At 70.3% G+C, this 25,524-nt stretch carries 19 protein-coding genes; 8 read left to right on the top strand and 11 right to left on the bottom strand.

Going from position 1 to position 25,524, the window contains the following annotated elements; all coding sequences use genetic code 11:
- Position 1: 1 nt before the first annotated feature.
- From P7V53_RS21645 to P7V53_RS21615, 7 genes are all read right to left on the bottom strand, one after another.
- Positions 2-427: a potassium channel family protein gene (locus P7V53_RS21645; protein ID WP_280151581.1), complete on the bottom strand. Its 426-nt coding sequence runs from the start codon at positions 425-427 to the stop codon at positions 2-4.
- Positions 428-486: 59 nt separating this feature from the next.
- Entirely contained in the window at positions 487-1,899 is a 1,413-nt protein-coding gene (locus tag P7V53_RS21640) for an efflux transporter outer membrane subunit (protein ID WP_280151580.1), read from the bottom strand.
- A gap of 10 nt (positions 1,900-1,909) precedes the next feature.
- Positions 1,910-4,942: an efflux RND transporter permease subunit gene (locus P7V53_RS21635; RefSeq protein ID WP_280151579.1), complete on the bottom strand. Its 3,033-nt coding sequence runs from the start codon at positions 4,940-4,942 to the stop codon at positions 1,910-1,912.
- Positions 4,939-8,004 carry a multidrug efflux RND transporter permease subunit gene (locus tag P7V53_RS21630; protein WP_280151578.1) on the bottom strand — a complete coding sequence of 1,022 codons (3,066 nt, stop codon included), beginning with the start codon at positions 8,002-8,004 and terminating at the stop codon, positions 4,939-4,941. Before P7V53_RS21630 ends, P7V53_RS21635 begins: the two co-directional genes overlap by 4 nt.
- Positions 8,001-9,173 (bottom strand): efflux RND transporter periplasmic adaptor subunit, encoded by a 1,173-nt coding sequence (locus P7V53_RS21625; RefSeq protein WP_280151577.1) that lies wholly within the window; start codon positions 9,171-9,173, stop codon positions 8,001-8,003. Before P7V53_RS21625 ends, P7V53_RS21630 begins: the two co-directional genes overlap by 4 nt.
- A gap of 132 nt (positions 9,174-9,305) precedes the next feature.
- On the bottom strand, positions 9,306-11,879 hold the full coding sequence (locus tag P7V53_RS21620; protein ID WP_280151576.1) for an ATP-binding protein: 2,574 nt from the start codon (positions 11,877-11,879) through the stop codon (positions 9,306-9,308).
- Entirely contained in the window at positions 11,876-12,310 is a 435-nt protein-coding gene (locus tag P7V53_RS21615; RefSeq protein WP_280151575.1) for a hypothetical protein, read from the bottom strand. Before P7V53_RS21615 ends, P7V53_RS21620 begins: the two co-directional genes overlap by 4 nt.
- Positions 12,311-12,576: 266 nt before the next feature.
- On the opposite strand from P7V53_RS21615, the gene P7V53_RS21610 reads away from it, so the two are divergent.
- Positions 12,577-13,302 (top strand): response regulator, encoded by a 726-nt coding sequence (locus tag P7V53_RS21610; RefSeq protein WP_280151574.1) that lies wholly within the window; start codon positions 12,577-12,579, stop codon positions 13,300-13,302.
- Positions 13,303-13,410: 108 nt separating this feature from the next.
- Here P7V53_RS21610 and P7V53_RS21605 read toward each other — a convergent pair whose 3' ends face one another.
- A complete protein-coding gene (locus P7V53_RS21605) occupies positions 13,411-14,202 on the bottom strand; it encodes an IclR family transcriptional regulator (RefSeq protein ID WP_280151573.1) in 792 nt (263 codons plus the stop codon).
- A gap of 107 nt (positions 14,203-14,309) precedes the next feature.
- Between P7V53_RS21605 and P7V53_RS21600 the strand changes: the two genes are divergently transcribed.
- The gene (locus tag P7V53_RS21600) at positions 14,310-15,320 is read left to right on the top strand and encodes a TRAP transporter substrate-binding protein (protein ID WP_280151572.1); all 1,011 of its coding nucleotides are present in this window, start codon (positions 14,310-14,312) and stop codon (positions 15,318-15,320) included.
- Positions 15,321-15,364: 44 nt separating this feature from the next.
- Positions 15,365-15,817, top strand: coding sequence for a type II 3-dehydroquinate dehydratase (locus tag P7V53_RS21595; RefSeq protein ID WP_280151571.1), 453 nt, complete (start codon positions 15,365-15,367; stop codon positions 15,815-15,817).
- Positions 15,818-15,873: 56 nt separating this feature from the next.
- Here the strand turns inward: P7V53_RS21595 and P7V53_RS21590 are convergent, their stop codons facing one another.
- Both P7V53_RS21590 and P7V53_RS21585 read right to left on the bottom strand, forming a co-directional pair.
- Positions 15,874-17,298 carry a sensor histidine kinase gene (locus P7V53_RS21590; protein WP_280151570.1) on the bottom strand — a complete coding sequence of 475 codons (1,425 nt, stop codon included), beginning with the start codon at positions 17,296-17,298 and terminating at the stop codon, positions 15,874-15,876.
- The gene (locus P7V53_RS21585) at positions 17,292-17,981 is read right to left on the bottom strand and encodes a response regulator transcription factor (RefSeq protein WP_280151569.1); all 690 of its coding nucleotides are present in this window, start codon (positions 17,979-17,981) and stop codon (positions 17,292-17,294) included. Before P7V53_RS21585 ends, P7V53_RS21590 begins: the two co-directional genes overlap by 7 nt.
- Before the next feature lie 126 nt (positions 17,982-18,107).
- On the opposite strand from P7V53_RS21585, the gene P7V53_RS21580 reads away from it, so the two are divergent.
- The 4 genes from P7V53_RS21580 (at position 18,108) to P7V53_RS21565 (ending at position 22,175) form a co-directional block, all read left to right on the top strand.
- Positions 18,108-18,530 carry a tripartite tricarboxylate transporter TctB family protein gene (locus tag P7V53_RS21580; protein ID WP_280151568.1) on the top strand — a complete coding sequence of 141 codons (423 nt, stop codon included), beginning with the start codon at positions 18,108-18,110 and terminating at the stop codon, positions 18,528-18,530.
- Complete coding sequence (locus tag P7V53_RS21575) at positions 18,530-20,047, top strand: tripartite tricarboxylate transporter permease (protein WP_280151567.1); 1,518 nt, start codon at positions 18,530-18,532, stop codon at positions 20,045-20,047. The genes P7V53_RS21580 and P7V53_RS21575 overlap by 1 nt, the downstream gene beginning before the upstream one ends.
- Before the next feature lie 291 nt (positions 20,048-20,338).
- On the top strand, positions 20,339-20,542 hold the full coding sequence (locus tag P7V53_RS21570) for a hypothetical protein (RefSeq protein ID WP_280151566.1): 204 nt from the start codon (positions 20,339-20,341) through the stop codon (positions 20,540-20,542).
- 100 nt (positions 20,543-20,642) lie between these two features.
- The gene (locus tag P7V53_RS21565) at positions 20,643-22,175 is read left to right on the top strand and encodes a class I adenylate-forming enzyme family protein (RefSeq protein WP_280151565.1); all 1,533 of its coding nucleotides are present in this window, start codon (positions 20,643-20,645) and stop codon (positions 22,173-22,175) included.
- A gap of 12 nt (positions 22,176-22,187) precedes the next feature.
- On the opposite strand, the gene P7V53_RS21560 is transcribed toward P7V53_RS21565, so the two are convergent.
- On the bottom strand, positions 22,188-23,066 hold the full coding sequence (locus P7V53_RS21560; RefSeq protein WP_280151564.1) for a patatin-like phospholipase family protein: 879 nt from the start codon (positions 23,064-23,066) through the stop codon (positions 22,188-22,190).
- A gap of 418 nt (positions 23,067-23,484) precedes the next feature.
- On the opposite strand from P7V53_RS21560, the gene rpoD reads away from it, so the two are divergent.
- Positions 23,485-25,446, top strand: coding sequence for an RNA polymerase sigma factor RpoD (gene rpoD, locus P7V53_RS21555; protein ID WP_280151563.1), 1,962 nt, complete (start codon positions 23,485-23,487; stop codon positions 25,444-25,446).
- Positions 25,447-25,524: the final 78 nt, after the last annotated feature.

The raw sequence follows: 25,524 nt of genomic DNA, 5'->3' as shown, positions 1-25,524 counted from the left end.
CTCAACGCTCGCCCGCGGCACGTTGCATGGCAATGTGAGCATAGGAAGACGACCAGCCGATCAGCAGCAAGCCGTTGAGCGATTCGGTCCCGGCCAGGAGCCGGATCGCGCCGGCCGGCGCGATGTCGCCGTAGCCGAGGGTGGAGAAGGTCTCGAAGGAGAAATACAGCGCGTGGTTGATCGACAGCGTCGCCGACCGGCCGATCGATCCGAGGGCTGCGTGACGCAGAAGCAGGAAGTACGTCGCGGCGTAGAGCACGATCTCGACGACGTGGGCGCAGAACAGCGCCACGATCACCAGCACGATGTGCGAGCGCCCCGGCCATCGCAGCAAAGGCACGATGCGGTCGAGCGCGCGCAGCGCCTCGTAGTGGATGAGGGTGGTGAGCAGAAGCAGCGCTGCCGCGCAGGCGATGGTGGTGGGCATGGGCTGCGACCTTCGCCGTCGCGGGTTGCTCTCGCGTTGCCGGGATGCGGGCGGGTGTGTTACGGATGGAATGGCGGGCCCTTCCCCCCGATGTTCTTCAACAGCACGTTCGCCGCCGCCAGCCGGCGATTGCGCAGCGACAGCACGCTGGCCTCCGCCGTCAGCGTCGCGGTCTGCGCGCTCGCCACGTTGAGGTAGCTCACCGTACCGGCCTGGTACTGGTCCTGCACGATCTGCTGGTTGCGCTGCGCCGCCTGCAGCGCGGCCTGCTGCAGCGTCAGCTCGGCACCGATGCGCTCCAGTGCAGCCAGGTTGTCTTCGACTTCCTGCAGCGCCGTGAGCACGGTCTGCCGGTAGCTGGATCCGGCCTGCTCGGCCGCGGCGCGTGCCTGCTCGCTGGCCTGGCGCCGCGCGCCCCCGTCGAGGATCGCTGCCGCAAGTGCCGGGCCCAGCGACCACAGCGAGTGCGGCGCCGACAGCAGACCGGCGAGCGCGGTGCCCCGAAACCCTGCGCTGGCCGAGAGCGTCACGCTGGGAAAGAAGGCGGCGTCGGCAACGCCGATCTGGGCATAGGCCGCGGCGACGCGGCGTTCGGCGGCCGCGATGTCGGGCCGCTGCTCCAGCAGCGTGGAGGGCAGGAACTCGGGCACCGTGGGCAGCAGGGGCAGGCTCGCGCTGCGCGCGAGCGTGAAGGCCGAGGGCGCCTGTCCGATCAGGACGGCAATGGCGTGCTCGAGCTGCGCCCGCTGCAGGCCCGCGTCCTCGATCTGCGCCTGCACGCCCAGCAGCTGGGTCTGCGCCTGCAGCACGTCGCTGCCGTCGGCCACGCCGGCGGCATGGCGTGCCTGCGTGAGCTCGAGCGACCGCCGATCCGCCGCGGCGGTGCGCTCCAGCAGGGCCTGCTGCGCTTCGGCCGCGCGCAAGGCGAGGTAGCTCTGCACCAGCGTGGCCTGGGCGGACAGGCGCGCCGCGGCGAGGTCGTCCCGGCTGGCCTGGTAGCTCGCGCCCGCGGCGGTGACGCCTTGCGACAGCCGGCCCCACAGGTCGACCTCCCAGCTGGCATCCAGGCCGAGCGACGCGGTCGTGCCGCGCGTCCCGGCCGCGGCTTGGGGGCCGCCGCTGCGGCTGGCCGCCCCGTTGACCGACAGGGTGGGCAGCAAGGCGGCCTGGCTGGCCTGCAGGGCGGCGCGTGCGCCGGCGACCTGCGCCACCGCCGCCTTGAGGTTCTCGTTGCCGATGGCGAGCTGGCGCTGCAGTCCGTCCAGCACCGGGTCGTCGAACAGGCGCCACCAGTCCGGCGGCACCGGCTCGGCGGCGGCGCCGACCGCGTGCTTCCACACCGCGTCTTCCTTGAAACGCGCCGGCGCCGCGACAGGTGGCGGGGGCACCGGGGCGGTGGCGCAGGAAGCCAGCAGCAAGGCCGCGGCGAGCGTGATGGCGATGGGGGAGGTGGGGCGTGGCAGGGCAGGCATTCGGGATCCTTCAGCTGCGCGGCGCGCGCAGGCGGTCCATGCAGGCGAACACCACCGGCGTGGTGTAGAGCGTGAGCAGCTGGCTCAGCAGCAGGCCGCCGACGATCGCGATGCCCAACGGCACGCGCAGCTCCGCGCCGTCGCCGCGTCCCAGCGCGAGCGGAAGGGCGCCGAACACCGCGGCCAGCGTGGTCATCAGGATGGGCCGCAGGCGCAGCGACGCGGCGCGGTAGATGGCGGCGCCGGCGCCCGTCGTCCCCGCGCGCTGCACCGAAAGCGCGAAGTCGATCATCATGATCGCGTTCTTCTTCACGATGCCGATCAGCAGCACCACGCCGATGAGCGCGATGACGCTGAAGTCGATGCCGGCGAGCCGCAGCGCCAGCAGCGCACCCAGGCCTGCCGACGGCAGCGTCGACAGGATGGTCACCGGGTGGATCAGGCTCTCGTACAGCATGCCCAGCACCAGGTAGATCGTGACGATGGCCGCGCCGATCAGCAGGGGCTGCGACGCCAGCGACGACTGGAAGGCCTGCGCCGTGCCCTGGAAGCCGCCGCGCACCGTCACCGGCAGGCCGAGCTGCGCGACGGCGGCATCGACGGCGTCCACCGCCTGCGACAGCGACACCCCCGGCGCCAGGTTGAAGCTGACGGTGCTGGCCGGCGCGCCGCCCTGATGGTTCACCGACAGCGGCGTGCTGGTGGTCTCCACCCGCGCCACTTCCGACAGCGGCACGCGGCTGCCGGCGGGCGTCGTGACGTCGAAGCGCTGCAGCGTCTGCGGGCTCTGCAGCCAGCGCGGCGCCAGCTCCATGACGACGCGGTACTGGTTGAGCGGGTTGTAGATCACGCCGATCTGGCGCTGGCCGAAGGCGTCGTCGAGTGCGCCGTCGATCGCGCTCATCGTCAGGCCCACGCGTGCGGCGGCGTCGCGGTCGACGACCAGCGACGTCTGCAGGCCGTGGTCCTGCTGGTCGCTGTTGACGTCGGTGATCTGCGGCAGCCGCGCCAATGCCTGGCGCACGCGCGGCTCCCAGCGGCGCAGCTCGGCGAGGTCGTCGGCCTGCAGCGTGAACTGCCACGAGGCGTTGGCCTGGCGCCCTCCGACGCGCACGTCCTGAACCGGTGCGAGGAACAGGTTGGCGCCGGCCAGGTGCGCCAGCCGCGCGCGAAGCCGCGTCATCACGGCGTCGACGCCGTCGCGCTCGCCGCGCGGCTTCAGCGTGATGAACATGTTCGCGGTGTTGCGCTGCCCGCCGCCGGTGAACCCGGTGGCGGTGGCCACCGCGGGGTCCGCCCGCACGACGTCGCTGAACGCGCGCAGCTTGGCCTGCATGGCCTGGAACGAGCTGCTCTGGTCGGCCTGCACGCTGCCCACCATCAGCCCGGTGTCCTGCTGCGGGAAGAAGCCCTTGGGGATGCTGATCCACAGCGCGACGTTGAGGGCGATCGCGCCGGCCAGCACCGCCAGCGCGAGCGGCTGATGGCGTAGCGTCCAGCGCAACGACCGCCGATACCCGCGCGCCAGCGCGCGCGCCAGCCGCGGCGGTGGACGCGAGCGGCCGGGCGGTCGCAGCAGCTGCGCCGCCATCATCGGCGTGGTGCTCAGCGACACCGCCATCGAGATCAGGATGGACACCGACAGCACCACCGCGAACTCGCGGAACAGCCGACCCACGATCCCGCCCATCGCCAACAGCGGGATGAACACGGCAACCAGCGAGAGGCTGATGCTGACCACCGTGAAGCCGATCTCGCGGGCGCCTTTGAGCGCGGCTTCGCGCGGCGGCATGCCGCGCTCGACATGCCGCGCGATGTTCTCCAGCACCACGATGGCGTCGTCCACCACGAAGCCCGTGGCCACCGTCATCGCCATCAGCGACAGGTTGTCCACGCTGTAGCCGAGCAGGAACATCGCGCCGCAGGTGCCCGCCAGCGACACCGGCACCGCGACCGCCGGCAGCAGTGCGGCCCGCGCGCTGCGCAGGAAGGCATACACGACGACGATCACCAGGCCGAAGGCGATGGCCAGCGTGCGCTGCACCTCGTGCACCGACGCGCGGATCGTCGGCGTGCGGTCCTGCACCACGTTGACGGCGATGGCCGCGGGGATCGCCGAGCGAAGCTGCGGCAGCAGGCCGCGAATCGCGTCGACGGTCTTGATGATGTTGGCGCCGGGGGCCTTGTTCAGGATCAGCAGGACGGCGGACTTGCCGTTGGCGATGCCGTCGTTGCGCACGTCCTGCACCGAGTCGACCACGTCGGCCACGTCGCGCAGCCGCAGCGCCGCGCCGTTGCGGTAGCTGATCACCAGCGGTGCATAGTCGGCCGCGCTGCGCGCCTGGTCGTTGGCGCCGATCTGCCAGCCGCGCACCGCGTCCTCCAGCACCCCCTTCGGCCGATTGGCGTTGCTGGCGACCACCGTCGCCCGCACGTTCTCCAGCGCGATGCCCTTGGCGGCCAGCGCCACCGGGTCGAGCTCGATGCGCACCGCGGGCAGCGCGCCTCCGCCTATCGTCACCTGGCCCACGCCGTCGACCTGCGCCAGCCGCTGTGCCAGCACGGTGGAGGCCGCGTCGTACATCTGGCCGCGCGTCAACGTATCGGAGGTGAGCGCGATGACCATGATCGGCGCATCGGCTGGATTCACCTTGCGGTACGTGGGATTGCTCGGCAGCCCGCTCGGCAGCAGCGAGCGCGCGGCGTTGATGCCCGCCTGCACGTCGCGCGCGGCGCCGTCGATGTCGCGGTCGAGGTCGAACTGCAGCGTGATGCGCGTGCTGCCCAGCGACGAGGTCGAGGTCATCTCGCTGACGCCGGCGATGGTGCCCAGCGTGCGCTCCAGCGGCGTCGCCACGGTGGCGGCCATCGTGTCGGGGCTGGCCCCGGGCAGCGAGGCGGTGACCGAGAGGGTCGGGAACTCCACCTGCGGCAGCGCCGCCACCGGCAGCAGCGAGCCGGCGATGAGCCCCGCCAGCGCCACGCCGAGGGTCACCAGCGCGGTGCCCACCGGGCGGTCGACGAAGACGCGCGAGAGGTTCATCGGCTTCTCGCCAGCCCCGCGAAGCCGAGGTAGATCACGGGGGTCGTGAACAGCGTGAGCAGCTGGCTCACGATGAGGCCGCCGACCATCACCACGCCGAGCGGGTGGCGCAGCTCGCTGCCGACGCCGGTGCCCAGCATCAGCGGCAGTGCACCGAGCAATGCCGCCATCGTGGTCATCAGGATGGGACGCAGGCGCAGCAGGCAGGCCCGGTGGATGGCGTCGCGCGGCGACAGGCCGTCCGCTCGTTGGGCCGCCAGCGCGAAGTCGACCATCATGATGGCGTTCTTCTTCACGATGCCGATCAGCAGCACGATGCCGATGACGGCGATGATTCCCAGGTCCAGGCGGAAGGCGAGCAGCGCCAGCAGCGCGCCGAGGCCGGCCGACGGCAGCGTTGACAGGATGGTCAGCGGGTGGATGGTGCTCTCGTAGAGCACGCCCAGCACGATGTACATCGTCACCACCGCCGCCAGGATGAGCAGCAGCGTGCTTCCGAGCGAGGCCTGGAAGGCCAGCGCCGCGCCCTGGAAGCCGGTCTCGATGCTGGCCGGCATCTGCAGCCGCGCCTCCTCGGCCCGGATGGCCTTGACGGCGTCGCCCAGGGCCACACCCGGCGCAGGATTGAACGAGATCGTCACCGACGGGAACTGCGCCACGTGGTTGACGGCGAGCGGCGCCGTGCGCTCGACCACGCGCGCCACCGACGAAAGCGGCACCTGCACGTTGTTCGTGCCCGGCACGTGCAGGGCCGCGAGCGAGTCCGGTCCGAGACGGTACTGCGGCGCCACCTCCAGCACCACGCGGTACTGGTTGCTCTGCGTGAAGATGGTCGACACGAGGCGCTGGCCGAAGGCGTCGTACAGCGCGCTGTCGATGGCGGCGACGCTGACGCCCAGGCGTCCGGCGGCCTCACGGTCGATGTCGATCCACGCCTGCAGGCCCTGCTCCTGCTGGTCGCTGGCCACGCCGGTGAGCTGCGGCAGGTGGCGCAGGCTGTCGAGCAGCGTGGCCGTCCAGCGCGACAGCTGCGCGCTGTCGGGCGAGCTCAAGGTGAACTGGTACTGCGTCTTCGCGGCGCGGTCCTCCAGCGTGAGGTCCTGCACCGGCTGCAGGAACAGCGCGATGCCGGGCACGTCGCGCGCGGCGTCGGTCAGCCGCTGCGCGATGTCGGCGGCGCTGCCGAGGCGATCCTCTCGCGGCCGCAGCGTGATCTGCAGCCGGCCCGCGTTGAGCGTGGTGTTCGCACCGTCCACGCCGATGAAGGAGGCCACGCTCTGCACCGCGGGATCTTTGAGGAGGCGGGCGGCGAGCGTGCGCTGGTGCTCGGCCATCGCCGCGAACGACGTGGACTGCGCCGCTTCGGTGATGCCCTGGATCTGACCGGTGTCCTGCACCGGGAAGAAGCCCTTGGGTACGACGACGTAGAGCGCGGCGGTGAGCGCGGCGGTCAGCACGAACACCGCGAGGGTCGCCGCGCGGTGGTCGAGCACGCGGTTCAGCAGGCGGCTGTAGCCGCCGACGATCCGCTCGAAGGCACGGTCCGCGGCGTGCCCCAGGCGGCTGTGGCGCTGCTCGCGCACCGGGTGCAGCAGTCGCGCGCACATCATCGGGGTGAGCGTCAGCGACACGAACGCGGAGATCAGGATGGAGGCCGCCAGCGTGATCGCGAATTCATGGAAAAGCCGCCCCACCACGTCGCCCATGAACAGCAGCGGGATCAGCACCGCGATCAGCGACACGGTGAGCGAGATGATCGTGAAGCCGATCTGGCGCGCGCCTTCGACGGCGGCGGCGAAGACATTGCTCGCGCCCTCTTCGAGGTGGCGCGCAATGTTCTCGATCATGACGATGGCGTCGTCGACGACGAAGCCGGTGGAGATCACCAGCGCCATCAGCGTGAGGTTGTTGATCGAGAAGCCGGCGAGATACATGACGCCGAAGGTGCCGACGAGCGACAGCGGCACGGCCACCGCGGGGATGACGGTCGCCGGCACGCTGCGCAGGAAGACGAAGATGACGGCCACCACCAGCGCGATCGCGAACGCCAGCTCGATCTGCACGTCGCGCACCGAGGCGCGGATGGTGGTCGTGCGGTCGCCGAGCACGCGCACGTCCACCGAGCCCGGGAGCGCGGCCTGCAGCCGCGGCAGCACCGCCTTCACGCGGTCCACCGTCTCGATCACGTTGGCCCCGGGCTGGCGCTGCACGTTGAGGATGACCGCCGGCGTGTCGTCGGCCCATGCGGCCAGGCGCAGGTTCTCCGCGTCGTCCACCAGCGTCGCCACGTCGCGCAGCCGCACCGGGCTGCCGTTCTTGTACGCGAGCACCATGTCGGCGTACTCGGCCGCACTCTTCATCTGGTCGTTGGCGTCTATCGTCGAGGCGCGCAGCGGCCCGTCGAAGCTGCCCTTGGCCTGGCTGACGTTGGCCGTTCCCACCGTGTTGCGCAGGTCCTCGAGCGACAGCCCGAGCGCGGCCAGCGCCTCGGGATTGGCCTGGATGCGCACGGCGGGCCGGCGGCCGCCGGCGATGCTGACCAGGCCCACGCCCGGCAGCTCGGAAAGCTTCTGCGCCAGGCGGCTCTCCACCAGGTCGTGCACGCGGACCACCGGCAGCGCCGGCGAGGTCACGGCGATGGTCATGATGGGCGCATCCGCCGGATTGACCTTGCTGTACACCGGCGGCATCGGCAGGTCGGTGGGCAGCAGGTTCGCGCCGGCGTTGATGGCGGCCTGCACCTCCTGCTCGGCGATGTCCAGCGACAGGTTGAGGTCGAAGCGCAGCGTGATCACCGACGCACCGCCCGAGCTGCTCGAGGACATCTGCGCCAGGCCCGGCATCTGACCGAACTGGCGCTCCAGCGGCGCGGTCACCGACGAGGTCATCACGTCCGGGCTGGCGCCGGGATACAGCGTGGTGACTTCGATGGTGGGGTAGTCGACCTCGGGCAGCGCGGCGACCGGGAGCAGGCGCCAGGCCAGCGCGCCCGCGAGCAGGATGGCCAGCATCAGCAGCGATGTCGCCACCGGACGTTCGATGAACAGCCGCGACGGATTCATCGCGTGGGGGCGACGTCGACCCGGGCGCCGTCGCGCAGGCGGTCTGCCCCGTCGATGACCACCTTGTCGCCCGCGTGCAGGCTGCCCTGCACCGCGGTGGTCTCGCCGTCGGTGGCGCTCACGGTGATGCGCTCGAGCCGGGCGGTGCCGTCTCCGTTCAGCGCATACACGTAGGTGCCGGGCGCACCGCGCTGCACCGCCGCAGCGGGCACGGTCAGCGCCGCGGGCAGGCTGTCGAGCTGCAGCCGCACATGAACCGACTGGTTGGCGAACAGCTGGTTGTCGGCGTTGGCGAACAGGGCCTTGAGCTTGAGCGTTCCGGTGGCGGTGTCGATGGCGTTGTCGTTGCTCGCCACGCGGCCTTGCGCAAGCACCGTCTTGCCGTCGCGGTCACGCGCCTCGACGGGCAACGGCGCGCCCGCGCGCAGCCGTTCGCGGATGCGCGGCAGCACCGCATCGGGCACGGCGAACACCACGGCCGCCGGCTGCGTCTGCGCAATGCTCAGAAGCCCGTTCGCGTCGGCCGGGTTGACCACGTTGCCCAGGTCGGCCTGCTTCAGGCCGGCGAGCCCGGAGATCGGCGCCAGCACGCGCGTATACGACAGTTGCAGCCGGGCGTTGTCCACGGCCGCCTGGTCCGCCAGCAGGGTGCCCTGAAGCTGCTGGACCAGCGCCTGCTGCGTGTCGAGCTGCTGCTTGGGCGCGGCGTCCTTGTCGATCAGGGCGCGGTAGCGCTCCAGGTCCAGCTGGGCATTGCGCAGCTGCGCCTGGTCACGCGAGAGCTGGCCCTGCGCCTGCTCCAGCGCGATGGCGAAGGGCTGGGGGTCGATCAGCGCCAGCACCTGGCCCGCCCGCACGGGACGGCCCTCGGCGAAGTAGAGGGCCTTGAGCTCGCCGCTCACCTTGGCATGCACGACGGCCGTGTTGGAGGCGGTGATGGTGCCGACGGCGTCGAGCGTGACTGGCATGTCCCGCTGCTGCACCACGCCGACGGACACCGGCTGCGCGCGCGGCCCGCGCGTGGATGCACCGGCGTCGCGGCGCGCCTTCGGGCTGCTCGCGGCGGCGGTGGTCGCGGTGGCGGCGGCGGCGCGATCGTGCAGCCAGCCGCCGACAGCGCACAGGGTCAGCGCGACGGCGGCGCTCACCAGCTTGACGGCGTGCTTCATCAGCTCCTCCTCCCGGCCACGGGACGGCCCGGACGAAAGGCACTGTGGGTGGGGTGCGTTACCGATCGGTTCGCGGCGCGGCGCGAGAAGGTTTCTGCGGTAACGCGCGCGGCCGCCGCGATTGGCGGCCCCTCACCCCGCCTGCAACACCCCCGCCAGCGCCCGTGCGATGTCGCGCGCGACGAGCGGCTTGGCGAGCACCTCCCGCACCCCGAGCTCGCGCGCGCGTGCGGCGAGCGCGGGGCTGACATAGCCGGTCATCAGCAGCACCGGCAGGTCGGGCCGGGCGCGGCGCACCGCGGCCGCGAGCTGCGAGCCGGTGAGCTGAGGCATGGTCTCGTCGCTGAGCACGGCATCGAAGTGCAGCGGATCCTGCTCGAAGGCCTGCAGCGCCTCGACGCTGGAGGTGTAGCCCACCGGCTCGTAGCCGAGCGCGGCCAGCGTCTCCTCGCCCAGGGCGACCAGCGCGGCTTCATCGTCGACCAGCAGCACGCGCTCGCCGTTGCCGCGGGGCAGCTGCTCTTGCGGGCTGCTGAGCCGCGGATCGGAGGTGACTGCGCCGTGCCACGGCAGCAGCACGGTGAAGGTGCTGCCCCGGCCCGGCTCGCTGCGCACGTCGATCGCCCCCCGCAGCTCGGCGACGATGCCGTGCACCAGCGACAGGCCCAGCCCGGTGCCGACACCGACGGCCTTCGTGGTGTAGAAGGGATCGAAGATGCGCTCGATCTGCGAGGCCTCGATGCCGGTGCCCTGGTCGCACACCACCAGCTCCAGGTACTCGCCGGCCGGCAGGTCGCCGCTGGTGGCATGCCGCGGCGCGTCGAGCGTGAGCGGTGCCAGCGTCACCGACACCACCCCGGGCGAGCGGCTGGCCTGCAGCGCGTTGGCGCCGAGGTTCATCACCACCTGGTGGATCTGCGCCGGATCGCCGACCAGCGCTGCGTCGCCCGCACGCAAGTCTCGCTGCAGGGTGACGCCGGCCGGCAGCGAGGCTGCCAGCAGGTCCAGCGCCTCCTCGACGACCGCCTGCACGTGCACGGGCAGCTTTTCGCCCATGCCGCTGCGGCTGAACGCCAGGATGCGCTGCACCAGCGACTTCGCGCGCAGCCCGGCGTTCATCACGCCTTCGAGCTGGTGCTGCAGCGCGCTGCCCGGCTCGACCTCGCCATGGGCCAGCTCCGCATAGCCGAGGATCGCGCCGAGGATGTTGTTGAAGTCATGCGCGATGCCGCCGGCCAGCGTGCCCATCGCCTCGAGCTTCTGCGCCGTGCGCAGACGCACTTCGAGCTGCTGCTGCTGCACTTCGGCGCGCTTGCGGCCGGTGATGTCCTCGATGGAGCCGGCCATGCGGCGCGGCCGTCCGCTCTCGTCGCGCACCAGCAGGCCGCGTTGCCGCACCCAGTTCCAGCGATCCGGCGCGTCGGGGTCGGGCGTTCCTTCGCCGACCGCGATGCGCATTTCCACGTCGTAGTGGGGCGAGCGGCCCCGCAAGTGGGCGACCAGCGCGTCGCGCACGCGCGGCCGGTCGTCCGGGTGATAGGGCAGCAGGGCGATCCAATCGCGCCGCGCGCGCATCGATTCGCCGGGCGGGATGCCGCAGGCCTGCTGCGCACGCGCCGAGAAGAACACCCGGTCGGTCGCGAGGTCCCAGTCCCACAGCCCTTCGTTCGCGCCCGCGACGGCCAGCGCATAGCGCTCCTCCGAGACCCGCAGCTGCTGAGCCGATTCGGTCAGCGAGGCACGCGCCGTCTCCAGCCGCTTCAACTGGCGCAGCACCACCGCGAGCAGTCCCAGCGCCGCCGCGCACAGCAGCGCGGTGCGCAGCACGCTGCCCCAGGCCGCCTCGCGCCACGAGGCGAACACGAGATCGGTGTCGCGCGCCACCAGCACGTGCAGCGGGTAGCCTGGCACCGGCTGCGACACCCCGAGCCGCTCGACGCGGTCCTGGCGGCTGAAGAAGCGCCGGGGCGCGGCCATCGAGTCCGACGCGCGCCGCCCCTGCGCCCACCCGCCGACCGGCTGCCCGACCGCGCCGTCGCGACGCGGATGACGCGCGACGAGGCTGCCGTCGCCGCCGACGAGCGCGAGCACATGGCCTTCGCCGAGGCCCGTCTCCGCATAGAAGCGCTCGAAGTAGCTCGTGTCCAGCATTGCACCGACGCAGCCGTCGAAGCGCCCGTTGCGTGCCGCCATCCGCCGCAGCATCGGCAGGCTCCAGCGCCCCTCGGGCGACGACCGGGCGACCGGCTCGACCAGCGTGGTCAGCGCCGCATCGGTCTTCAGCCGGTCGAAGCCGGGCCAGCGCGCCAGGCTGTCCGGCGTGTCCGCGGCGTCGCCGCTGCCCGCCAGCCGACGGCCGTCAGGTCCGGCGAGGAACACCGACAGGACGTCGCGCTCCTGGCTGCGCTGGACCTCGAGATAGTCGTCCATCGGCCGGCTGCCGACCGCGGGCAGCTGATCGGCGCGGTGCGCGTCGGCGATCTCGCGCAGCATCACGTCGACCGTCTGCAGCGAGCGGCGCGTCTGCTCGGCGAGCACGCGGGCCAGGACCACGATCTCCTGTTCGGCCTGCCGCTCGGCCTCGCGGCGCGAGGTCCACAGGTCGTGCGCAGCGCTGACGATCATCGCCGTGATGAACAGCGCCATCGCGCCGATGATCCAGCGGCGGCGCACCTCGCCCTGCCTGTCGGCACCGTGTGCGGTCATCGGGCCTGCCGCGGACGCTGCGGCGCGGGATGGTGGTCGTGGGAATGGCGGGAGTTCGAGGGCATCGCGACGGCGGCGTCGAGCGCGTTGTCGAAATCGTAGCGCGAGCACGGCTTGGCCACGGCCGCCTGGACGCCCAGCTGCCGCGCGAGCGCATCGCGGCGCGCGTCGGCGACGAAGCGCGACGAGATCGCGATCAGCGGCGCGCTCGCGTGCGCGCGTGCGAGCTGGCGCAGCGCCTGCCCGCCGCCCTGCTTGGGGACCGCGAGCTCGCAGACGACGAGGTCGATCGGCTCGGGGACGTCGAACGCGGCCGACATCGGCAGGAAGCTCACGCGGTACGAGCGCGCCCCCAGCCACGCGGCGAGCACGTGCTGGAACGGCGGGTCGATGTCGACGGCGATCGCCGTGCGCTCGGGGGTCGCGGACATGTTCATGGTGCGGGCGGGAGGAAATCGTCGCAGGCTCGGCGCGTGGCGGCCATCGCCTTGTGCGGCCTGCAGCACCAGCTTCGGCAGCGTTGGTTGATGCCGCGTTGCCGGGCCGGCGCGTGCGGTTGCGTCGGTAACGCGCGCAGCGCGGGCAGGGGCCGGCAACGTATTACCGACGTAACGCCGGCTGCCGTGCCCGGGTTTGAAGACCTCGCCTGCCCGTGCTACGGTCATGCCCAGCCAATGCCGACGACGCGATGCCGACGATGAGTGATTCCCTGCCGCATGTGCTTGCCGTCGATGACGACCCCGACCTGCGTGACGTCCTGACGCAGTACCTCGCGAAGAACGACATGCGCGTCACCGCGGTGAGCGGCGGCGCCGAGATGGACGACGTGCTGCAGCGCGAAGTGGTCGACTGCATCGTGCTCGACCTCAAGCTGCCCGGCGAGGACGGCCTGGCGATCGCCCGCCGCCTGCGTGAACAGGGCAGCATTCCGATCCTGATGCTCACCGGCCGCAGCGACGAGGCCGATCGGGTGATGGGGCTCGAGCTGGGCGCCGACGACTACCTCACCAAGCCGTTCTCGCAACGCGAGCTGCTCGCCCGCCTGCGGGCGCTGCTTCGCCGCGTGAAGCTGCACTCGACGATCGCCGACGAGGTGGGCAAGCTGCGCGCGTACCGCTTCGAAGGCTGGGAGCTGAACCTGCGCCTGCGCCGCCTGAAGAGCCCCGACGGCCGCGTGCAGGTGCTGCCCAACGGCGAGTTCAGCCTGCTGACGGCGCTGCTCGCCTCTCCCCAGCGCGTGTTGTCGCGCGGGCAGCTCATCGAGCAGTCGCATCTCTACGACGACGAGATCTACGACCGCTCGATCGACGTGCAGATCCTTCGCCTGCGCCGCAAGATCGAGCCCAATCCGTCGCAGCCGCGGTTCATCGTGACCGAGCGGGGGGCGGGCTACATCTTTGCGGTGCCGGTGCAGGCGATGTGACGTGGCGCGCAACCGGATGCTCTCCGTCTCCCGCGAGCGGGAGAGGGAGTTTGGTAGCGCCGTGCGTCATGACTTGCACCTGGGTACGCCCCGGTGAGGGCCTCCCCCTCACGCTTTCCCCAGCGGCGGCCGCCCGAACAGCGTGGACGCTCGGCTCATCGGCCCCAGTTCCGCGGCCGCGGCGAGCAGCGACGGCGCCAGGGCGTGCATGCGATCGGGGGTCAGCCGCAGACGCGGTCCGGCGATGCTGATGACGCCGATGGCCTCGCTGCGCCGCAGGACCGGCGCGGCCATGGCGGTCATGCCCGGCGCGAAGACCTCGTCGATCATGGCGTAGCCGCGCGTGCGCGCCGCGTGAAGGAAGCCGAGCAGGGCCTTCACCGTGGTCGGTGCCTTCGGTCCGTAGTCCTTCGGCTCGCCGAAGCCCTGCCGCGTGACGAGCTCGAGCGCGCGCTCGTCGCTGAGCGTCAGCAGCCAGGCATGGCCTGAGGCGGTGCACGACAGCCGTGCGTCCATGCCCATGTCGGGGTCGTAGCGCACGCCCTTGCGCGTGCCCTGGCACTTGGTGATCCAGGTGAGACGGTCGCCATCGACGATGGACAGGCGCACCAGCTCCCCCGACTCCTTCGCCAGGCGCTCCAGCAGCGGCTCGGCGATGTCGACGATGCCGGCGCTGCTCAGGAAGCCCAGGCCGAGCGAGGCCACCTTGGTCGTGAGGATGTAGTCGCCGTAGCTGGCGACCTGGCGCACGTAGCCGCGCTGCTGCAGCTCGACGAGCAGGCGATGGCAGGCGCTGCGCGGGATCAGCAACTCGTCGGCCAGCGCGCTCAGCGACATGCCCTCGGGCTGACCCGCCAGCCGCTCGATGAGCGACAAGCCTCGGTCCAACGCCGTCGTCACGCGTGACTCCTTTCGTCATGTGCAACCGGTTTCCAGCCTGGAACGCCCGTGCGCCAGGTTTCCAGAATCTGCGTCATCCCAGCTGTTCCTACCACGGAGACAACCCCATGAACGTACGCGCAACGACCACCGCGCTCCTGCTCCTGGCTTCTGCCGCGCTCGTCGTGCCGGCCCGAGCACAGGAGGTGCAGGAGCGCACCATCAAGTTCGGCCATCTCAACAACACCGATCACCCGGTGAGCATGGGCGTGAAGCGCTTCGCCGAGCTGCTGTCGGCCAAGAGCGGCGGCAAGCTGAAGGTGCAGGAATTCCCGTCCTCCACGCTGGGCAACGAGATGCAGCAGCAGTCGGCGCTGCAGGGCGGCGTGCAGGAGATGTCGGCGCCCGCGACCACCTCGCTGGCCGGCATCGTCAAGGAGTTCGGGCTCGTCGACTTCCCGTTCTCGGTGGCCAACTTCGCCCAGGCCGATGCGCTGCTCGACGGTCCGTTCGGCCAGGCGCTGATCGCCAGGCTGCCGGAGAAGGGGCTGGTCTCGCTGGGCTACTGGGACCTGGGCTTTCGCAACGTCACCAACAGCAAGCGCCCCATCACCAAGCCCGAGGACCTGGATGGCCTGAAGCTGCGCGTGATCCCGAACCCGGTGTTCCTGGACACCTTCAAGGCGTTCAAGGCCAACCCGGTGCCCATGCCGTTCGCCGAGCTGTATGGCGCCCTGGAGACCCGCGCCGTGGACGGGCAGGAAAACCCGTTCGCGGTGATCCTCTCGAACAAGTTCTACGAGGTGCAGAAGTACGTCAGCGCGACGAACCACGTCTACGCGGCCAACATCATCCTCGTCAGCAAGCGCTTCTGGGACAAGCTCTCGCCCGCCGAGCAGAAGATGATGGTCGATGCGGCCAACGAGTCACGCGACTATCAGCGGCAGGCCAGCCGTGCCGCGGCGCAGAAGGCGGTGGGCGAGCTGCAGGCCAAGGGCATGCAGTTCAACGAGCTGAGCGCCGCTGAGCAGCAGCGCATGGTGCAGGTGGCCAGGCCGGTGACCGAGCGGCTCTCCGCCACCTACGACCCGGCGATCGTCAAGCTGTACCAGGACGAGCTGGTGCGCATCCGCAAGTAGGACGGGGCGCACGCCGACTGTTCGCTCCACCTCGAAAGCTTCCCATGCCCCATCCGCTCTTCGTGCTGAACGGCTCCAACCTCAACCTGCTGGGCCGCCGCGAGCCGCATCTCTATGGCACGACCACCCTGCCGGAAATCCGCCAGCGCACCGAGCAGCTCGCGCACGAGCTGGGTCTGGGCTGCGACTTCCGCCAGACCAATCACGAGGGCGTGATGGTCGACTGGATCCAGGAGGCCTTCGAATGCGACGCCGCGGTCGTGATCAATCCCGCGGGCTTCTCGTTCGGCTGCGTGCCGGTGCTCGATGCGCTGAAGCTGATCCGCAAGCCGCTGGTCGAGGTCCACCTGACCAACATCCACCGGCGCCCCGAGCCGTACTGCCGTTCGCTCATGTCGCAGGCGGCAACCGGGGTGATTTGCGGGCTGGGGCCGATCGGGTACCTGCTCGCCGTGCGCGCCGTGGCCGATGCGCTCGAAGACGGCCGAGACGCGTAGGTCAGGGACGCAAGCCGCGCATCGCTCCCTGCGGTAGACGGAATGCCTGGTGCCCTTCAGGTGGTCGAACGTGGATGCCGCGTGTGCTCGAAGCGCACGCTCGCGCACAGGCCTTCGCCCTGCGGCCCGCTGCCGAGGCGCAGCTGCGCACCCAGCAGCTCGGCATAGCGACGCACGATGGCCAGGCCCAGCCCCGCGCCCTGGCCGAGCGTGCGGCCCTGTGCGCCCTGCGCCCAGCGCTGCGTCAAGGTCTCCATGTCGGCAGCACCCAGCCCGGGTCCGTTGTCGGTGACCGACAGCACGGCCGCACCGTGCTCGCGATGCACGGCCACCGTCACGCGGGGCGTGCCGGCGCTGCCGTAGCGCAGCGCGTTGTCCAGCAGGTTGTTCAGCATGCCTTCGATCAGCGCCTTGTCGCCGCGCACCTCGACCGGTTCGTCCAGGCCCTCCGCCCCCAGGTCGACGCCGGCGGCGTCCGCCCGGGGCATGAAGCGCATCAGGATGTCGCGCACCAGCTCGTCCAGCGCGAGCGTCTCGAGCGTCAGCCCGGCGCTGGCTTCATCGGCGCGCGCGAGCGCCAGCAGCTGGTCGACGAGCCGGCTCGCGCGCTGCTCGGCCTGTGCGATGCCTTGCAGCTCGCTGCGCCACGAAGCGGCATCGTCCTGCGCCAGTGCATAGCCCGCCTGAGCGCGGATGCCGGCCAGCGGCGTTCGCAGTTCGTGCGCGACGCTGCCGGCGAACTCGCGCTGCGCCTTCAGGCTCTCCTGCAGCCGCGACAGCAGCGAGTTCACCGCCTGGCCGAGGCGCTGCATGTCGCGCGTCGTCGCGTCGTCGGTCAGCGATGCCGGCAGCGGGGCCAGATCGCCTGCGTCGCGCCGGTCCACGGCGTGCTGCAGGTCGGTGAGCGGACGCAGGTCCCGCTCGATGGTGCGGCTCAGCCACCATGCCAGCAGGCCCAGCAGCACCACCTGCACGAGCGCCGAAACCGCGAGCAGTCGCTGCAGCAGCTGCGTTCGGCCGGCAGTGGTCTGCGCCATGACGACGACGAACTCCGCCGGCTCGTCGCGCCGCAGGCTCACGCTGCGCACGCGCTGGCCGGCGAACGCGAGCTCCGCGAATTCGTGTGCTGCACCCGCCGGGATGCGCGCAGGCGACAGCCGCGAGTCGCCTGCGAGCTGCGTCCCTCCGGGGCCGAAGACCGCGAAGTACACCGATTCGCTGTGATCGAACAGCAGGGTGCTGATCTGCGGCGGCGTCAGTTCGAGCGCGAGCCGCTGGCCGTCGTGACGCACGTAGGCGGCCAGCGCGTAGGCATCGTCGAGCAGCGCGCGGTCGAATGCCTGTGCCGCGAAGTGGTTGCCGACCGCGAGCACGACGATGCTGCCCAGTCCCCAGGTCAGCGCGAGCGGTGCCAGCACGTGCCGCGCCAGCCGCGAGCGAAGGCTGGGCCGGGCACGAACCCGGTCGCGCGCGATCAGCAATCCTCCTCCAGCACGTAGCCGAGGCCGCGCAAGGTGCGGATGGCCGCGCCGCTGCCGTTCAGCTTGCGGCGCAGGCGGGAGATGAAGGCCTCGAAGGCGTTGTCCCCGAGAAGGCCGTCGGCGTCGGACAGCCTGCGCGACAGCTCGCGCTTGCTGAGCACGCGGCCCGGCGGTGTCATCAGCTCGCACAGCACCTCGAACTCGCGTGCCGGCAGTTCGAGCGGCTGACCGGACACGAAGAACCGCCGAGCCGGGCGATCGAGCACCAGCCGGCCGACCATGACGCGGTCGCCGGTGCCGCTCGCGCGCCGGGCCAGCGCGCGCAGGCGGGCTTCGACTTCGCCCAGGTCGAACGGCTTGCCGAGGTAGTCGTCGGCGCCGGCATCGAGGCCGGCGATGCGCTCCTCGGTGCGGTCGCGCGCCGTCAGCACCAGCACCGGCGTGCGGTCGCCGCGGGCGCGCGCGGCGCGCAGCACGCTCAGGCCACTGCCGAGGCCGCTGCGCTCGTGGGTGGACTGCGGCAGGTTCAGGTCGAGCAGGACCGCATCGAAGGCCTGAACGCGCCACCAGTGATGCGCCTCGTCGACCGAGCGCGCGAGCTCCACGCGGTGGCCCGCCCGCTCGAGATGGCGCGTCATGGTGCGGCTCAGCACGGCGTCGTCTTCGACCAGGAGGATGCGCATGGCTACGCGGTATCACGAATGGGGCTGGTCAGCATCCGGTCAGGTGCTGCATGGGATAACCGGCGCATCAGGATACGACAGCAGCCCGCAGCGGCGCACCCGATCCACCCACCCGACCGACACCACATGAACGACCGAAATCTCGTCAGGGGCCTGGTCCTCATGGCGATCTCCCTCGCGTTCGGCCTGCAGTCGCTGCGCTACCCGATCGGCCAGCTCAGCCATGCGGGACCCGGGCTGTTCCCCTTCATGGTCAGCGCACTGCTGCTGCTGATCGGCGTGTTCACGGTGCTGCGTTCGCGCTTCGTGGAGCCGGTCCGCCTCGACATCAAGGCGAAGAACATCGCCATCATCCTGGCCAGCCTGTGCGGCTTCGCGCTGGTCTCGCGGCTGCTCGACATGACCGCGGGCATCGTGTTCATGGTGTTCTGCGCCTCCTTCGCCGGCACGTCGTATTCGGTGAAGCGCAACCTCAGGATCGCGGCGGCACTGGTCGCCGTCGCCTTCGCCTTCCAGAAGCTGCTCGGCCTCAACCTGCCCCTCTACTGATGGACGTCCTGCACAACCTCGCGTTCGGCTTCGAACATGCACTGACCCTGCAGAACCTGATGTTCTGCGCCATCGGCTGCACGGTGGGCACGCTGGTCGGCCTGCTGCCGGGCCTCGGTCCTCTGGCGACCATCAGCCTGTTGCTGCCGCTGACCTACTCGATCCCCACGGGCGGGGCGCTCATCATGCTGGCGGGCATCTACTACGGGGCGCAGTACGGCGACAGCGTGAGCGCCATCACGATGAAGATCCCCCATGCCAGCAGCATCGTGGCGTGCATCGACGGCTATCAGATGACGCTCAAGGGCAAGACCGGCCTGGCGTTGTTCACGGCGGGCGTGTCCAGCTTCATCGGCGGCACGGTGGCCATCGTGGTGCTGTCGTTCCTCGCCCCCAGCCTGGGCGAGGTGGCCTTTCTGTTCGGGCCCGCCGACTACTGCGCGCTGATGCTCGTCGGGCTGGTGTGCGTCAGCTTCGTCACCACCGGCAGCCTGCTCAACGGCATGGCGATGTGCCTGGTGGGGGTGCTGCTGGGGCAGATCGGCACCGACGTCAACAGCGGCACGCCGCGCTTCACCATGGACCTGCCCTTCCTGGCCGACGGCGTGGGCATCGTGAGCATCGCGCTCGGCTGCTTCGGCATCGCGGAGATCACGAAGAACCTCGACAACCGCGAGGAGCGCTCGCCGTTCAACGGCAAGATCCACCTGATTCCGACCTGGGCGGAGTTCAAGCGCATCATCCCCAGCGCCTTGCGGGGCAGCGCGATCGGCTCCTTCCTGGGCATCCTGCCGGGCGGCGGTCCGGTGATCGCCCAGTTCGCCGCCTACGCGCTCGACAAGAAGGTCAGCCGCTACAGGGACGAGATCGGCAGCGGCGCCATCGAAGGCGTGGCAGGGCAGGCCGCCGCCGACGAAGCGGCCGCGCGCACCAGCTTCATCCCGCTGATGAGCATCGGCATTCCCGAGAACGCGGTGATGGCCCTGATGATGGCTGCCTTCATCATCAAGGGCATCCAGCCGGGGCCGAACATGATCTCCGGCCACCCCGACCTGTTCTGGGGCCTGGTGGCCAGCATGTGGGTCGGCAACTGCTTCCTCATCGTGCTGAACGTCCCGCTGGTGCGCTACTGGCTGTCGGTGTTCAAGATTCCGTACAACGTGCTCTTCCCGGCGATCCTCTTCTTCTGCTGCATCGGCACCTACAGCGTCAACAACAACCTCGACGACATCTTCATCACAGCCGTCTTCGGCCTGCTCGGCTACGTGTTCATGCGCCTGGAGATGGATGCCGCGCCGCTGATGCTGGGCTTCATCCTCGGGCCGATGCTGGAGGAGAACTTCCGCCGCGCGATGCTGCTCAGCCGCGGCAGCTTCATGTCCTTCATGACACGGCCCATCAGCGGCACGCTGCTCAGCCTGATCGGCATCTTCGTGGCGTGGCAGGTGGCGTCGTTCCTGGTGCAGGCGAGAAAGGCGCCCCGTCTTGCGGCCGAGCATGCTGGGCCGCAGAAATGAGTACCGCATGCACGCGGTGCAAGTCATGACGCACGGCGATATCAGACTCCCTCTCCCGCGAGCGGGAGAGGGAGAGCATCCGGTTGCGGGGCAACAAGTCGGTGACGCGCGCGCCACATCAATCTCTTCCCGCGAGAGGAAGAGAGAGCCGGTCGTCGCGACGCCGCCGCTATCCGGACATGCCCGTCTCGGTGCGCACGCTGCACTCCAACGAGATCGTTCGCGCGATGGCGCTGCAGGAAGGCGACGTGGGCATCGTCTACGGAAGGCCTGCACACGCATCACATCGCGATGGTGATGGCCGAGCAGGGCTTCGGGCCGGCCATCATCGACTCCTTCACCGCCCAGGCCAGCGCCGACCAGCGCCTGCAGGTGCGCACGCTGCTGCCGGAAGTGCCGGTGGAAGTGCGCGCGCTGCAGGCGCTCGGGCTGCGCTCGCCCCGGCAGGTGACGGACTTCGTGGCCGCGTTCCGGGCGGTCACCGCGGCGGACTGAGCACCATGGTCGGGCCTTCTCCATGCCTGATGTCATCCGGTCGGGTCTACGATGCGCCAGTCGGCCCCTCCAGGGACCGCTCGACGAGGAGAGAGCACTCATGCAGCCCGCCGACTTCCGGGCGATCGATCAACTCGTGCGCGAGCATGCCCGCGCACGGCCCGCCCGACCGGCGCTGGTGCAGGAGGCGGGCGGCCTGAGCTGGGGCGAGCTCGACGCGCTGATGGATCGCATCGCCGCGGGTCTGCAGCGCGACGGCGTGCGGCCCGGGCAGGCCATTGCGCTGGCCGCAACGCCTTCGCCGCTGCAGGCGGCACTCTTTCTCGGCGCCCTGCGCGCCGGCGTGGCCGTCGCGCCATTGGCCCCCTCGGTGACGGCGCAGGACTTCGCCTCCATGCTGGAGGACGCGCAGGCCCGGCTGCTGTTCGTCGATTCAGCGGCAGCCGGGCTGGTGCCCGACGGCGCGTTCGAGCGCTGCGTCGCCCTCGACCCGGCTGCACAGGGACGGCACTTCGAGGGGTGGCTGCCGGCCGAAGGCGATGCGCCGCACCCGGTGCAGATCTCGCCGGATGCGCCGTTCAACATCATCTATTCGTCGGGCACGACGGGCACGCCCAAGGGCATCGTGCAGCCGCACCGAATGCGCTGGGCGCATGTGCAGCGCGGAGCGAAGTACGGCTACGGCCCGGACACCGTGACGCTGCTGGCCACGCCGCTGTACTCGAACACCACGCTGGTGGTCTTCTTTCCGACGCTCGCGTTCGGCGGAACCGTCGTGCTCATGTCGAAGTTCGACGCGGCCCGCTACCTGGAGCTGGCGCAGCATCATCGCGTCACGCACACGATGCTGGTGCCCGTGCAGTACCAGCGCATCATGGCGCGTCCCGATTTCGCCGCGCACGACCTGTCGTCCTTCCAAGTCAAGTTCTGCACCAGCGCGCCGTTTTCGCCGGCGCTGAAGGCCGACGTGCTGGCGCGCTGGCCGGGGGGTCTGGTGGAGTTCTACGGCCTCACCGAAGGCGGCGGTACCTGCATCCTCGAGGCGCACCTGCATCCCGACAAGCTGCACACCGTCGGATGCCCCGCGGAGGGCAGCGACATCCGCCTGATCGGCGACGACGGCCGCGAGGTGGCCCCGGGCCAGACCGGCGAAGTGGTCGGCCATTCGGCGGGCATGATGAGCGGCTACCACGGCCGTCCCGAGCTGACGCGCGAGGCCGAGTGGTACGCCCCCGACGGCAAGCGCTTCATCCGCACGGGCGACATCGGCAGCTTCGACGCCGAAGGCTTCCTGACGCTGATCGACCGCAAGAAGGACATGATCATCTCGGGCGGCTTCAACATCTACCCCAGCGACCTCGAGGCGCAGCTGCGCGCGCATCCCGCGGTGGCCGACGTGTCGGTGGTCGGCGTGCCCAGCGAGCTGTGGGGCGAGACGCCCGTGGCCTTCGTGGTTCGCCGGGCCGGCGATGCGACGCCGGCCGAGGCATTGCGCGATTGGCTCAATGCGCGCGTCGGCAAGACCCAGCGCATCGCCGACCTGCGCTGTCTCGACGAGCTGCCGCGCAGCGCCATCGGCAAGGTGCTCAAGCGCGAGCTGCGCCAGCGCTGGATCTCGCAGCAGCGGGCTTGACGCCGCGGCGTCTCATCGCCCGGCCTTCGCAAAGGCCTGGGCCGCGCGCTCGCGACCGAGGGCGATCAGCTCCTCAGCGCGCCAGAACTCGAAGAAGCCGCAGGCGTTGCGGGGCACCTCGATCAGCACATCGGGCGAGTAGGCCGACAGCCTCAGGCGTGCGATGGTGTCCTGCATCGCCTGCATCGAGATGAACGCGACATCGATGAGGCCGCGCGAAGGCGGCGTGGGCGCACGCGCCGGGCGAATCCCGTCGACGAAGGCGCGGATGCGCTTGCGGTAGCTGTTGTCGTTGATCAGCGAAGCGCTCGTCGGCGGCAGCGGGCGAGCCTCCGCCGGGCCGCTCAGGTCGACGGCGATGGTCAGGTCGGTGGCGTCGTCGAGGGTCGGTGCGATCGGCACCGGATTGACCACTGCACCATCGAGCAATGTTCGGTCGCCGCGCCGAACCGGCGTGAAGACCAGCGGGGTGGCCATCGAGGCGCGGATCGCGTCGAAGAGCTTGCCGCTGCGCAGCCAGACCTCCTGGCCCGAGTCGAGATCGGTCGCCACCGCCGTGAACGTCACCGGCAGGGCCTCGATGTCGCAATCCCCGACCAGCTCGCGCAGCACCCCAATGACCCGCTCGCCCTTGAACAACCCCGAGCTTCCGACGGTGGGATCGAGCAGGCGCAGCACATGCATGCGCTCCAGCGCCAGGACCCATTCCGCATAGATCTCGAGCTTGCTGGCGGCATAGATGCCGCCGACCAGCGCACCGATGGAGCAGCCGGAGATCGAGCGGATCGTGTAGCCGTTCTCGCACAGCCACTGGATCACGCCGATATGGGCCAGGCCTCGCGCGCCACCGCTGCCGAGGACGAGTGAAACGGTGGGGGAGTCGCTGGACATGGGTACGACAAGCAGGAAATCGGCGCGCCGCACGGGGTGGCGCTGGGAGGATACCGGCACATCCATCCTGCGGGTCGCTTCGGGCGCATCGCCCCCATCGGCGGCTTTGGCCGAAATTTCCTCGACAGGCGCCAGGAACTGGATATAATTACAGCTTTCCAGCGCATAACCGACCGCACCATTGGGCGGACCCCCGGGAACCCGTCACCCAGCGCGAGAGAACCGTCGCTGCCCCGCCGCAAACGCCATGCACCGGGAGCACGTCCGGAAGACCGAAGCCCGCCACCAGTGATTTCTGGTTGCGGGCTTTTCTTGTTCGCCCTGGGCGCGGCTCGAGCGCAGCGCCTGACTCGAGACCCTCCGCGCGGCGCTGTCGCCGGCCCACTTTCGCTCAGCCGCCTCATCCGTCAGGAATCGCATGACCGCCAAGAAAGTCTCTCCTTCCCCGGCGCAGGACGACGCCAAGCCCTTGCGCGTGAAGGTGCCGAAGTCCAAGCAGCGCGCGCTGGTGCGCGAGTTCGATCTGGAGCTGGCCGCACTCACCGACGAAGAGGTGCATGAGCGCCGCAGCGATCTGAAGGCGCTGGTCCGCATGGGCAAGACGCGCGGCTTCCTGACGCAGCAGGAGATCCATGACCATCTGCCGCAGAAGCTGGCGGGCTCCGATGTCCTGGAAGCCACCGTGAAGATGCTCGGCGACATGGGCATCGCGGTCTACGAGCACGCCCCCGATGCCGCGACGCTCCTGGTCGAGGGCGGCTCCGCGGCCGCGGCCACCGAGGACGAAGCCGAGGAGGCGGCCGAAGCGGCGGTGTCCACCCTCGACTCGGACTTCGGCCGCACGACGGATCCGGTGCGCATGTACATGCGCGAGATGGGTTCGTTCGAGCTGCTGACGCGCGAAGGCGAGATCCAGATCGCCAAGCGGATCGAAGGCGGCCTGCAGGCCATGATGCTGGCCATCTCGGCCTCGCCGGCCATCGTCGCCGAGGTCCTCTCGTACGGCGACCTCATCGCGGCGGGTCGGATGGACATCGCGGAGGTCGTCGACGGCTTTGTCGTCGACGGCGAGGCCGACGACTACGTGGCCGAAGAGGATTTCGACTCCTTCGACGAGGCCGAGGGCGACGACGACGGTGGCGGCAAGGCCGCCACCCAGCGGCTCGAGGAGCGGCGCGTCGCCGCGCTCGAGCGCTTCGCCTGCATGCGCACGCGCCTGGACACCCTCACCAAGGCCATCGCGAGGAGCGGATACGGCACGCCCGCGCACCGCAAGGCCCAGCGCGCGCTGAGCGAGGAGATGAGCAGGGTCCGTTTCACCGTCAAGACGATCGACCGGCTGTGCGGCATGCTGCGCGCCCATGTCGACGAGGTGCGCCGCCATGAAAGAGACATCCGCCGCATTGCGGTGGACCGCTGCGGCATGCCGCAGGAGCACTTCGTCGCCCGCTTCGTGCCCGACCCGCTGGATCGCCGGTGGGGCGAGCTCGAGGCGGCTGCCGGCAGGCCCTACAGCAGCGCGCTGGGCCGGCACCTGCCGGCGGTCCAGGAGCTCCAGGCCAAGCTGGCCCACCTGCGGGAGCGGGTCGGCATACCGCTCGACGAGCTGAAGGCCATCCACGACCGGATGAACGAGGGCGAACGTGCGTCGCTGGAGGGCAAGCGCGAGATGATCGAGGCGAACCTGCGCCTGGTGATCTCCGTTGCCAAGAAGTACGCCAACCGCGGCATGCAGTTCCTCGACCTCATCCAGGAGGGCAACGTGGGGCTGATGAAGGCGGTGGAAAAGTTCGAGTACCGCCGAGGCTTCAAGTTTTCCACCTATGCCACCTGGTGGATTCGCCAGGCGATCACGCGAAGCATCGCCGATCAGGGCCGGACGATCCGCGTTCCGGTGCACATGATCGAGGCCCTCAACAAGATGAATCGGGTGGGCCGCGCTCACCTGCATCAGTTCGGGGTCCAGGCCGATGTGGCGACCTTGGCGCGCAAGCTCGATCTGCCCGAGGCGAAGGTGCGCCAGATCATGAAGATTGCGAAGGAGCCGGTGTCCATGGAGCTGCCCGTCGGCGACGAGGGCGACACGACGCTGGGCGATTTCATCGAGGACGGCCAGAACGTGGCGCCCATGGACTCCGCGCTGCAGTCCGGCCTGCGCGCCGTCGTCGACGAGGTGCTGGAGGGCCTGTCGCCTCGGGAAGCGAAGGTCTTGCGCATGCGTTTCGGCATCGGCATGAGCAGCGACCACACCCTCGAGGAAGTGGGACGTCAATTCGACGTGACGCGAGAGCGCATCCGCCAGATCGAGGCCAAGGCGCTGCGCAAGCTCAAGCACCCCAGCCGCACCGACAAGCTGCGCACCTATGTGGAGTCGTCGTAGGCGGCTGATGCCTGCTCCTCACTGACTGGTTGCCCCGCAACCGGATGCTCTCCCTCTCCCGCTCGCGGGAGAGGGTCG

The sequence above is a fragment of the Piscinibacter sp. XHJ-5 genome, assembly GCF_029855045.1.
Classification (GTDB): Bacteria; Pseudomonadota; Gammaproteobacteria; order Burkholderiales; family Burkholderiaceae_C; genus Albitalea.
The sequence above is the reverse complement of the archived record's forward strand: the minus strand, read 5'-3'. Positions and strand labels throughout refer to the sequence as shown.

Bases quoted from the DNA above. Each gene is read 5' to 3' on its own strand.
- P7V53_RS21630 (WP_280151578.1), bottom strand. From the start codon at position 8,004: ATGAATCCGTCGCGGCTGTTCATCGAACGTCCGGTGGCGACATCGCTG.
- P7V53_RS21615 (WP_280151575.1), bottom strand. From the start codon at position 12,310: ATGTCCGCGACCCCCGAGCGCACGGCGATCGCCGTCGACATCGACCCG.
- P7V53_RS21580 (WP_280151568.1), top strand. From the start codon at position 18,108: ATGAACGACCGAAATCTCGTCAGGGGCCTGGTCCTCATGGCGATCTCC.
- P7V53_RS21570 (WP_280151566.1), top strand. From the start codon at position 20,339: ATGGTGATGGCCGAGCAGGGCTTCGGGCCGGCCATCATCGACTCCTTC.
- P7V53_RS21610 (WP_280151574.1), top strand. From the start codon at position 12,577: ATGAGTGATTCCCTGCCGCATGTGCTTGCCGTCGATGACGACCCCGAC.
- P7V53_RS21645 (WP_280151581.1), bottom strand. From the start codon at position 427: ATGCCCACCACCATCGCCTGCGCGGCAGCGCTGCTTCTGCTCACCACC.
- P7V53_RS21635 (WP_280151579.1), bottom strand. From the start codon at position 4,942: ATGAACCTCTCGCGCGTCTTCGTCGACCGCCCGGTGGGCACCGCGCTG.
- P7V53_RS21560 (WP_280151564.1), bottom strand. From the start codon at position 23,066: ATGTCCAGCGACTCCCCCACCGTTTCACTCGTCCTCGGCAGCGGTGGC.
- P7V53_RS21625 (WP_280151577.1), bottom strand. From the start codon at position 9,173: ATGAAGCACGCCGTCAAGCTGGTGAGCGCCGCCGTCGCGCTGACCCTG.
- P7V53_RS21585 (WP_280151569.1), bottom strand. From the start codon at position 17,981: ATGCGCATCCTCCTGGTCGAAGACGACGCCGTGCTGAGCCGCACCATG.
- P7V53_RS21640 (WP_280151580.1), bottom strand. From the start codon at position 1,899: ATGCCTGCCCTGCCACGCCCCACCTCCCCCATCGCCATCACGCTCGCC.
- P7V53_RS21620 (WP_280151576.1), bottom strand. From the start codon at position 11,879: ATGACCGCACACGGTGCCGACAGGCAGGGCGAGGTGCGCCGCCGCTGG.
- P7V53_RS21565 (WP_280151565.1), top strand. From the start codon at position 20,643: ATGCAGCCCGCCGACTTCCGGGCGATCGATCAACTCGTGCGCGAGCAT.
- P7V53_RS21600 (WP_280151572.1), top strand. From the start codon at position 14,310: ATGAACGTACGCGCAACGACCACCGCGCTCCTGCTCCTGGCTTCTGCC.
- rpoD (WP_280151563.1), top strand. From the start codon at position 23,485: ATGACCGCCAAGAAAGTCTCTCCTTCCCCGGCGCAGGACGACGCCAAG.
- P7V53_RS21575 (WP_280151567.1), top strand. From the start codon at position 18,530: ATGGACGTCCTGCACAACCTCGCGTTCGGCTTCGAACATGCACTGACC.
- P7V53_RS21595 (WP_280151571.1), top strand. From the start codon at position 15,365: ATGCCCCATCCGCTCTTCGTGCTGAACGGCTCCAACCTCAACCTGCTG.